The 9,872-nt window shown below is 61.2% G+C and carries 11 protein-coding genes; 9 read left to right on the forward strand and 2 right to left on the reverse strand.

Annotated features, from left to right (window positions below):
* Positions 1 to 96: 96 nt before the first annotated feature.
* The 4 genes from sppA to C934_RS0116355 all read left to right on the forward strand — a co-directional run bounded on the left by sppA (position 97) and on the right by C934_RS0116355 (position 2,895).
* On the forward strand, positions 97 to 1,047 hold the full coding sequence (gene sppA / locus C934_RS0116340; protein ID WP_018857730.1) for a signal peptide peptidase SppA: 951 nt from the start codon (positions 97 to 99) through the stop codon (positions 1,045 to 1,047).
* A 30-nt stretch (positions 1,048 to 1,077) separates the two neighbouring features.
* Positions 1,078 to 1,377 (forward strand): integration host factor subunit beta, encoded by a 300-nt coding sequence (locus C934_RS0116345; RefSeq protein WP_003544934.1) that lies wholly within the window; start codon positions 1,078 to 1,080, stop codon positions 1,375 to 1,377.
* Between the two features lie 122 nt (positions 1,378 to 1,499).
* Positions 1,500 to 1,832 carry a hypothetical protein gene (locus tag C934_RS0116350; RefSeq protein WP_018857731.1) on the forward strand — a complete coding sequence of 111 codons (333 nt, stop codon included), beginning with the start codon at positions 1,500 to 1,502 and terminating at the stop codon, positions 1,830 to 1,832.
* A 157-nt stretch (positions 1,833 to 1,989) separates the two neighbouring features.
* Positions 1,990 to 2,895, forward strand: a complete 906-nt coding sequence (locus C934_RS0116355) for a S1C family serine protease (RefSeq protein WP_018857732.1) — start codon at positions 1,990 to 1,992, stop codon at positions 2,893 to 2,895.
* Here C934_RS0116355 and C934_RS0116360 read toward each other — a convergent pair.
* Both C934_RS0116360 and C934_RS0116365 read right to left on the reverse strand, forming a co-directional pair.
* On the reverse strand, positions 2,889 to 3,344 hold the full coding sequence (locus C934_RS0116360) for a GNAT family N-acetyltransferase (RefSeq protein ID WP_026371838.1): 456 nt from the start codon (positions 3,342 to 3,344) through the stop codon (positions 2,889 to 2,891). The genes C934_RS0116355 and C934_RS0116360 overlap by 7 nt on opposite strands.
* A 45-nt stretch (positions 3,345 to 3,389) precedes the next feature.
* Complete coding sequence (locus C934_RS0116365) at positions 3,390 to 3,842, reverse strand: SRPBCC family protein (RefSeq protein ID WP_018857734.1); 453 nt, start codon at positions 3,840 to 3,842, stop codon at positions 3,390 to 3,392.
* A gap of 120 nt (positions 3,843 to 3,962) precedes the next feature.
* Between C934_RS0116365 and C934_RS0116370 the strand changes: the two genes are divergently transcribed.
* The 5 genes from C934_RS0116370 to C934_RS0116390 all read left to right on the forward strand — a co-directional run bounded on the left by C934_RS0116370 (position 3,963) and on the right by C934_RS0116390 (position 9,731).
* Complete coding sequence (locus C934_RS0116370) at positions 3,963 to 5,069, forward strand: class I SAM-dependent methyltransferase (RefSeq protein ID WP_018857735.1); 1,107 nt, start codon at positions 3,963 to 3,965, stop codon at positions 5,067 to 5,069.
* Complete coding sequence (locus C934_RS0116375) at positions 5,059 to 5,919, forward strand: TrmH family RNA methyltransferase (RefSeq protein ID WP_026371839.1); 861 nt, start codon at positions 5,059 to 5,061, stop codon at positions 5,917 to 5,919. The genes C934_RS0116370 and C934_RS0116375 overlap by 11 nt, the downstream gene beginning before the upstream one ends.
* Entirely contained in the window at positions 5,916 to 6,419 is a 504-nt protein-coding gene (gene lspA / locus C934_RS0116380) for a signal peptidase II (protein ID WP_018857737.1), read from the forward strand. The genes C934_RS0116375 and lspA overlap by 4 nt, the downstream gene beginning before the upstream one ends.
* A 56-nt stretch (positions 6,420 to 6,475) precedes the next feature.
* Positions 6,476 to 8,746, forward strand: coding sequence for a hybrid sensor histidine kinase/response regulator (locus C934_RS0116385; protein WP_018857738.1), 2,271 nt, complete (start codon positions 6,476 to 6,478; stop codon positions 8,744 to 8,746).
* Between the two features lie 109 nt (positions 8,747 to 8,855).
* On the forward strand, positions 8,856 to 9,731 hold the full coding sequence (locus C934_RS0116390; RefSeq protein WP_018857739.1) for a GNAT family N-acetyltransferase: 876 nt from the start codon (positions 8,856 to 8,858) through the stop codon (positions 9,729 to 9,731).
* Positions 9,732 to 9,872 lie beyond the last annotated feature (141 nt).

Here is a 9,872-nt window from a genome sequence, read left to right on the forward strand (position 1 = left end):
CAAAGGCGCCGACGCGTGCAAAATCTACGTGTCCGAACGGCGCAGGAGCCCTAGATTTGCGGGATCACGCGTGCTCCCCACCCCCTGGAGGAATGTATGGACAGTTCCATGATCGCCGATCGCCGCAGGCTTCGCCGCAAGGTCGGTTTCTGGCGCGTCGTCGCGGTGCTGCTGCTCGTGCTATTGGGTTACGCTGCTTACTGGGCACTCATCGGCGATATCGCGACCAGTCGGCCGCACGTCGCCCATGTGACCATTTCCGGGCTGATCACCGATGATGACGAGTTGCTGGAGCGGCTGAAGAAAATCGAAAAGAGCGATGCGGTGAAGGCCGTCATCGTCTCGATTTCCTCACCCGGGGGCACGACTTATGGCGGAGAGCGGATATTCAAGGCAATCCGTGCCATTGCCGCCAAGAAGCCTGTCGTATCCGACGTGCGCACGCTGGCCGCTTCCGCCGGCTACATGATCGCGACCGCCGGCGACATGATTATTGCCGGCGACAGCTCGATCACCGGCTCGATCGGGGTGATCTTCCAGTATCCGCAGATCAGGCCGCTGCTCGACAAGATCGGCGTTTCGATGGAAGAAATCAAATCGTCGCCCTTGAAGGCCGAACCGTCGCCATTCCATCCGGCGAGCGAAGAGGCCAAGGCCATGATCAACAACATGATTCTCGACAGCTACGGCTGGTTCGTCGATCTCGTCGCCGAGCGGCGCAAGCTGCCGCATGATGAGGTCCAGAAGCTTGCGGACGGCTCGATATTCACCGGCCGTCAGGCGCTCAAGATCAAGCTGATCGACCAGATCGGCGGAAATGACGAGATCAGGGCCTACCTTGAGACGCGCAAGGTCAGCAAGAACCTACCTGAGGTCGATTGGGACAAGAGAAGAAACACAGCTTTCCTGCTCGCGGACAGCGCGTCTCATATCCTCACGCTGCTTGGTTATGACGATCTTGCCAAGGCGCGTGACCTCGGCGGAATCCTGCCGCAGAAGTTGCTCCTTGACGGGCTCCTTTCAGTTTGGCAGGTTGGCAATGATTGATAAGAAATCAATAATTTAAGGGGGACGAAAGTGATCAAGTCCGAACTGGTGCAGATCGTTGCAGCCCGCAACCCGCATCTTTATCATCGTGACGTCGAGAATATCGTCAACGCGGTTCTCGATGAGATAACCGACGCGCTCGCGGCCGGCAATCGCGTCGAGTTGCGCGGCTTCGGCGCCTTCTCGGTGAAGAACCGCCCGTCCCGCTCCGGCCGCAACCCGCGTACCGGCGATACCGTTTTCGTCGAGGAGAAGTGGGTTCCCTTCTTCAAGACCGGCAAGGAGCTGCGTGAGCGCCTCAACCCGGGACAGGCCGACGAAGAGGATTGATCCTCTCCCTGATGCAGCCTGCGGCAAGCCCGCACTTGAACTTGGCTCTCGGCCCACTATCCTGCTGACCAGATCAAAGCGCTGCGTCAAAGTCGACGGGCGTTGATATACGGAGGCCGAGCATGGCGAAGAAGATCACCAACCTTTTGATTTTTTTACCACTCGGAATCATTTTGATCATCTTCTGCGTCGCCAACAGGCAGGTGGTGACGCTCGCCTTCAACCCGTTTCGGCCGGACGACCAAGTCCTTTCCTTGTCAGCGCCGTTCTTCGTGTTTCTTTTCATCACGCTGATCATCGGCATGCTGGTCGGCTCGGCAGCCACCTGGCTCAATCAGGGCAAATACCGCAAGCGCGCGCGAACCGAAGCGAAAGCGGCCGTTCGCTGGCAGGCCGAGGCGGACCGCCACAAGACCCACGCCGAGGAAATTGCGGGCCATCTGCCGTCGAGGTGACGCGCACGCCAAGGGCGGACAGCGGGCCGAAATTCAGCTATGCAACCACTTGCAGCCATAGATCCGGCTTCATAGCTATGTAAAATGCGACCCACTGCACATCTGCTAGGCACAGTCGTTTCGCGGCATACGAGCCCTGCCTTGCGAGGATGAGACCATGAATATCGACGAAATCCTGCGGTCAGTCGTGGCCGTTCGCTCCTCAATTCCTGATGATGCCTTTACGGCCGGCACACTCGGCACGCGCCGGGAGGGAAGTGGCGTCGTCATCAAGCCATCCGGACTGGTCCTCACCATCGGCTACCTGATCACCGAGGCCGAGGAAGTCTGGCTGACCACGCTAGACGGGCGCGTTGTCGCGGCCCATCCTCTCGCCTACGATCAGGAGACCGGGTTCGGCCTGCTTCAAGCACTGGGTGACCTCGGCCTGCCGGCATTGGAATTCGGCGACGACATCGGCGCTAACCTCGGTGATCCCGTCGTGCTGGCGGATGGAATCGGCCAGTTCGTGGAAGCCAGGATCGTGGCAAAGCAGGAATTCGCGGGTTATTGGGAATATCTGCTTGATGAGGCGATCTTCACCACGCCTGCGCATCCCTCCTGGGGAGGCGCGGCACTCATTAATGGCGACGGCAAGCTGCTTGGCATCGGGTCACTGCGGCTGCAGATGAGTCAGGGCGGCGACGCCGTCGATATCAACATGATCGTGCCGATCAATCTGCTTCCGCCAATTCTGGACGACCTGATGACCCAGGGCCGCGTCAACAAGCCACCGCGTCCATGGCTCGGCGCGTTCTCCGCAGAAAGCAACGGCGATGTGATCGTTATGAGCGTCGCCGACGGAAGTCCTGCGGACGAGGCCGGCCTGCGCCGAGGCGACATCATTTCCGAGATCCGCGACGGCGAGGTCGATGGACTTGCCGATTTCTATCGCAAGGTCTGGAGCAGCGGCCCAGCCGGCGCGGAAATCCCGATGCGGGTGGTGCGCAATGGACGCGAGGCGTGGCTGCGCATCAGGTCCGCCGATCGCAATGCTTTCCTGAAGAAGCCGCAGCTTCAATAGGCCTGCGTATCCCGGGCGGCTGGGTAGAAACTCATCTCTTCGTAGTCGCCTTCCGCCGATGAGCCGGATCCCGTGACGATGAACCCCTTGGATCGATAGAAGGCGTTCGCACGCTCATTCTTGACCAGGCATTTCAGCCGATACTTCCTGAGCGGCCAGTTCGGCAGCGTAGCGAGCAAGGCGGCGCCCGCCCCCTGCCCTTGCCAGGACTTGCTGATATAAAGCATGTGAATGAAATCGTCCGGCGGCCACAGGGTCATGAAGCCCGCGGTCTCACCGTTCGGCGCTTCTGCAATCCATAGGTCTTCGCCCTGTGTGTGGACGCTGAAATCCTCGTGGCGGAAGCTGGCCGGATCGACCCATGTGAATGTTTCGCGGCGGACGGCCAGATATATGTCGGCCAGCCTTTCCAACTCCGATTGAAGTGGCGATCTGATGGTCCACTTCACGGATGGTGACGTCGTCTGAATGGAGAAATCTGTCAATTCCGACCCTTATTCTGCGGCTTTGGCACTGACGGCGGCGTTGAAGCTGGAGAAGAACTGCTGCGCCAGCTTAGCGGAGGTTGAGTCGATCAACCGCGCGCCGAGTTGGGCAATCTTGCCACCAACCTGGGCCTTTGCTTCATACTGCAGGACCGTCTCCCCGCCCTCATCCTTCAATACGACATCAGCGCCGCCCTTGGCAAAGCCGGCAATACCGCCCTTACCTTCACCCGAGATCGTGTAACTTTCCGGCGCCTGAATGTTGGAGAGCAGGACCTCGCCGTTGAACGTCGCCGAAACCGGACCGATCTTGACCTTCACCACTGCCATGAGCTCCGTCGGGGACTTCATCTCCAGGTTCTGACACCCCGGAATGCACTGCTTCAATATCTCGGGATCATTGAGTGCCGCCCATACGACATCCCGGGGTGCGGCAATCCGTTCTTCGCCGGTCAAGTCCATCCGAAAATCCTCCCCTTTTCGATGTGGCTCAATTTATCACAGCCCGAAAGCGCTTTGCCAAGATGAAACGGAATGCTATTTGCACGGGCTCTATCGAATTGAAGCACGCGGAAGATTACGTTGAGACAAAAAGAACGCCGGCCAGGCCAGAAACCCGCCGCCGGCCCCTCCGGCGGACGCCGCGCCGACGATCGAGGCCCGCGCCCGGCAAAGCCCGCAGCGAAGCCGGCGCCGGCCCGTGAAAGGGTGCGCGAACCTGCCTCCGTGCCTACGGCAATCGACCGGCCGCTGATGGTGCGGACTGGCGAACGTCCGGCTGAACGCGTGCCCGTCATCCTTGAATCCCTTGGCGCAGGCGACTTCCATCTGATCGACAGCGGCAACGGCGAGAAGCTGGAGCAATACGGCCCCTACCGGATCGTGCGCCCGGAGGGCCAGGCGCTCTGGCAACCGTCCTTGCCAAAGCAAACCTGGGAAAAGGTCGATGCCGTCTTCACCGGCGATACGGACGAGGAAGGCACCGGGCGCTGGCGCTTTCCCAAGGAAGCGCTCGGCGAGACCTGGCCGCTCAATCTGCTCGGCGTGGATTTCCTCGGCCGCTTCACCTCTTTCCGCCACGTCGGCGTCTTTCCCGAGCAGATCGCCCACTGGACCTGGATGAAGCAACAGGTCGAGGCCGCCAAGCGGCCATTGAAGGTTCTGAACCTCTTTGGCTACACCGGTGTTGCCTCCCTGGTTGCCGCCGCTGCCGGCGCCGAGGTTACGCATGTCGATGCTTCCAAGAAGGCGATCGGCTGGGCGCGCGAAAACCAGGCGATGAGCCGGCTGGAGAAAGCGCCGATCCGCTGGATCTGCGAAGACGCGATGAAATTCATCCTGCGGGAAGAACGCCGCGGCAACACCTACGACATCATCCTCACTGATCCGCCGAGTTTCGGCCGCGGCCCGAACGGCGAGGTTTGGCATCTTTTCGCGCACCTGCCGCTGATGCTCGATATCTGCCGTGAAATCCTGTCTCCGAAGGCGGTTGGACTTGTGTTGACGGCCTATTCGATCCGGGCCAGCTTCTATTCGATCCATGAACTGATGCGCGAGACCATGCGCGGGGCCGGCGGTGTCGTCGAATCCGGCGAGCTCGTCCTTCGCGAGGTCGGGCTGGACGGCAAGGCGCCGGGCCGCGCACTCTCCACCTCACTCTTCTCCCGTTGGTACCCAAATGAGCCATGAACACAGGGGCCACGGCCCGCATAAGGTCGGGCACGTGAAAGAGGTTACCTCGCTCGCCAATCCGATCATCAAGGACATTAAGGCGCTCAGCGACAAGAAGACCCGCGAGCAGAGCGGCACCTTCATGGCCGAAGGCTTGAAGCTGGTCATCGACGCGATCGAACTCGGCTGGACGATCCGCACGCTTGTCTATGCCAAAGCGGCCAAGGGCAAGCCGCTGGTCGAGCAGATGGCGGCAAAGACGGTCGCCTCCGGTGGGCTGGTGCTCGAGGTCAGCGAGAAGGTGATTTCCTCGATCACCCGTCGCGACAATCCGCAGATGGTGGTCGGCATCTTCGAAAGCCGCTGGAAGCCATTGCGCGAGATCCACCCAAGGCCGGGTGAAACCTGGATCGCCCTCGATCGCGTGCGCGATCCCGGCAACCTCGGCACGATCATCCGCACAGCCGACGCTGCCGGCGCCTCTGGCGTCATCCTTGTCGGCGAGACGACCGATCCCTTCTCGCTCGAAACGGTGCGCGCCACCATGGGCTCGGTGTTTGCCGTTCCCGTTGCACGCGCCACGGCGGAAGAATTCATTGCCTGGAAGAAGCACGCTGGAGCTTCCGTCGTTGCTACGCATCTGGCAGGGTCAGTTGACTACCGTACCATCGACTACAAGAAGAAGCCGGTGGTGATCCTGATGGGCAACGAGCAGTCCGGGCTGCCCGAGCATCTTGCCAAGGAAGCCGATGCGCTTGCCCGCATTCCGCAGCAGGGCCGTGCCGACTCGCTCAATCTTGCCGTCGCCAGCGCCGTCATGCTGTTCGAGGCGCGCCGCCACCTCCTCTCACTCGACGAGGCCAAATGACCGAACAGACGCTAGAACGACCGACGCTGCTTGCCCGGCCGCTGCCAATCCTGATCTTCATCGTCATCGCCGTCGCACTCGACCAGATCGTCAAGATCGTTGTCGACCACACCCTACCAATGCAGGAGCCGGTGCATCTTTTCCCGATGCTGGCGCTTTACCGAACCTACAATCTAGGCGTCGCCTTCTCGATGCTCTCGGGCATGGACGGCTGGTTCATCGTCGGCATGCGCCTCATCATCGTCGCTTTCGTCATCTGGCTCTGGCACCGCACCAACAAGCAGCGCACCTTCGCTCACCTCGGCTACGCGCTGATCATCGCCGGCGCGCTCGGGAACCTGATCGATCGCTTCCTCTACGGGCATGTGATCGACTACATCCTGTTTCACACCGAGACATGGTCGTTCGCCGTCTTCAACTTGGCCGACAGTTTTATCACGATCGGCGCGGGATGCGTGATTCTGGACGAGCTGATACAACCTAAAAACGCAGACCGTTAAAATCTTAGCGGTTTGCTGAAGGCATTTGGAACCGCCGCCATGCTATTCCGGCGGGCATGCAAGGTCTCGGTCAATTGCACGACAGACTTGCCGCCGCGTTCGGGCGGCATACCGCTCATCGCCACGGTGAGCGGGACTCGGATATTGTTGCCTATCAAGCCGAGTTCGTCTCACCGCAATTCCAACGCAGCCGCGTCGGCCGCAAGCTTCTATCCTGGTGGTTGGGCGGTCTCGGCCTTGTTGGCGGCTTTCTCCTTGTTGTCGTGGCGCAGGCGGGCGGCCCTCTGCTGCCATCGGTGGGGCTCGGCGTTGCCGCGCTGTCCTTCGTTGTCCTGCTCGCGATGCTCGCAACCACCAGACAACGCCCGTTGCGGAAACACCTCACCGGCGTTTCATCCGCATGGAGCCAGAGGGCGGCTCTCTTTGCGGAGATCCACGACGCGCTTGGCGACATTACCGTCACACGGAACATGGATCGGCGCATCGTTGGCGCCAACGAGGCATTTCGTCGGCTGACCGGCAGGCTCAATCCAGAGGGACTGACGTGTGAGGAGATTGGCATCGCCTTTCGACCGGGCTCGGCACCGCATCGCTTCGAGGTGGAGATCTCGACGCCGGAAGGCCAACGCATCTTTTTCTGGCGTGACGTCGTTACCCGCGACCCCGCCGACGGACGGCTCCTGCTGCAGAGCATCGCTCGCGATATCACCGACGAACGGCTGACCGCACAAGCCCGCGAGGAGGCCCGGCAGAAGGCCGAGTACAACAGCGCAGCCAAATCACGCCTGCTTGCCACGGTCAGCCATGAAATCCGCACTCCGCTGTCCGGCATCCTCGGCATGACGCATCTGCTGACCGAGACACGGCTGACGCAGGAACAGCAGAACTATCTGACGGGCATCCGCCAATCCGGCTATGCGCTGACGCAGCTGGTCGAGGACCTCCTAGACTTCTCGACCATCGAGGTCGGTCGTTTCCAATTGCGCCCCCGCGCAGAATCGCTGCGCAAACTCCTTGAAAGCGTCGTCGAAATGCTGGCCCACCGCGCCCATGAAAAGGGCATCGAGATTGGGACAACGGTATCCTCCGACCTTCCAGACATGATGAGCTTCGATCCGGCGCGCCTGCGTCAGGTCCTGTTCAACGTGATCGGCAACGCCGTGAAATTCACGCAGGCGGGCGGCGTTTTCGTCCAGGCATCGCTGCAGGCGAACACCGTGCTGATCAGTGTCACCGACACCGGCCCCGGCATGACCGAGGAAGAACAAAACCGCATCTTCGGCGAATTCGAGCAGGGCGGAACGCTGGTCGAGAAGAGCGCCGGGACAGGGCTTGGTCTCTCCATCTCCGCCCGCATCATGCGCGAATTTGGCGGCACACTTACGGTGACGAGCGAAAAGGGAGCCGGTAGCGAGTTCAGCATCCGCTTTCCGATCGCCATTCCGGAGGAACGCCGCAGTCGCCACAAGGCCGTGCTTGCAGGCAGCGTCGTGCTGCTGTTGGCACCGGACGGTTCGGCGCGCAAAGCGATATCGGAGACGATCGCAACGCTCGGCGGCGATTGCCACCTGGTCACCGACGGTGCGAGCGCCCATGACATGTTGCTCGCCATGGCTGCGGGCGACCGCAGGCCAACCGACATCATCGTCGACCACCGGATGTCGACGGAGTTCGCCGAGCACCTTGCCGACCGTGGCGAAATCGCGGCACTGGGACTGCGCAAAATCTTCCTGGTCAACCCCGAGGAGCGCAACGCCCATCCGCTCGACCTATTCGACGCGTGGCTGATACGGCCGCTGCGCGAGCAATCGCTGATCGACGTGCTGCGTGGACGGATGCGCGGCATGGAGAAGCGCGATGCGTTGAACGATAACCAGCCCGGTTTCAGCGTTGCCATTCCGGAAGCGGGAATCCAGAGTGGGCTGCGTATCCTGCTGGCGGAAGACGACCCGATCAACGCGATGCTCATTCGCGCCATGCTCGAAAAAGCCGGTCATACCGTCGAGCACGTCGAGCACTTCGAGACGCTGCTCGACGCCGCGCTGTCGGAGGGAAGCGTGCGCCCTGACATTGTCATCAGCGACCTTTCCATGCCAGGAGGCGACGGCATCGACATGCTTGGCCGGCTACGCGGGCACGAACGCCGGCTCGATCTTCCGCCTGTTCCGATCCTCGTGCTCACCGCCGACAAGCGCGATGAATCCCGTAGACAAGTCTTGCTGAATGGTGCAAACCGCGTCATGGTAAAGCCGGTTGACCCGATAAGGTTGCTGACGGAAGTCCAAGCTGTTGCTGCGCTTTCGGCCCGCCGCGCGGAAGCGCGGTAGCCATCAAATAACCGGCACGCTTCTTGCGTATGGCGGCTATATGATGTCACTTTCCTGTCGCATATAAGTGTTTTATGGCGTGTCAAAAGCCGGCAACGGGAGAATCGCCATGTCAGCAGACGCCCTCAACTGTGACGCTGTCGCCGAGACCCCCCGGCCATCGACCACGCTTGCGCTAAAGGAAGGCGACGTTCTCGGCCGCATCGGCAATCTCGAAACTCGCCTTGCCCGAACGGCCAGCGAGATCGATGCCGCCCAGGCCGTCCGCTTCCGCGTCTTCGTCGAAGAAATGGGGGCACAGCTTTCGCCGGAGGCCATGCGCCGCAAGCGCGATTTCGATTCCTACGACACGTTCTGCGATCATTTGCTCGTGCTCGACCGCTCGATCGAGGGTGACAGCGAGGACCAGATCGTCGGCACCTATCGCCTGCTGCGACAGGAAGTCGCCATGGCGAACGGCGGCTTTTACTCGGCTTCGGAATTCGCCATCGACGAGCTGCTTGCTCGCCATCCGGACAAACGGTTCATGGAACTCGGCCGCTCCTGTGTGCTGCCCGACTACCGCACCAAGCGCACGGTCGAGCTTCTGTGGCAGGGCAACTGGGCCTATGCGCTGAAGCATGGCATGGGCGCCATGTTCGGTTGCGCCTCCTTCCCGGGCATCCACCCGGAAAGCCATGCGCTGGCACTGTCCTTCCTGCATCACAACGTCGCCGCGAAGGATGAGTGGGCCGTCGCCGCTCTTCCGCACCTTGCGCGCGACATGGATCTGATGCCGGCCGAAGCCGTCAACCCGAAGCGGGCGCTGATGGCACTGCCGCCGTTGATCAAGGGTTACCTGCGCCTCGGCGCCATGGTCGGTTCGACCGCCGTGGTCGACAAGGCCTTCAATACGACGGATGTCCTGATCGTGTTGCCGATCGCCAGCATTTCCGATCGCTACCTGAACTACTACGGCGCCGACGCCGGTCGTTTCGCGAGCTGACTTTCAAGCAGATGGAAGACGGAGCGGGAGGATGCCTCCCGCTCCGTCAGATTGCTGACAAACCCCTGGCACCGTCTGGGGGTTTGTGATTCATTGGGACATGTTGAAGAAACCTGCCCCCACCCAGACGGCTCTTGAGAT

It is taken from the genome of Rhizobium sp. 42MFCr.1 (genome assembly GCF_000377185.1).
Classification (GTDB): Bacteria; Pseudomonadota; Alphaproteobacteria; order Rhizobiales; family Rhizobiaceae; genus Rhizobium; species Rhizobium altiplani.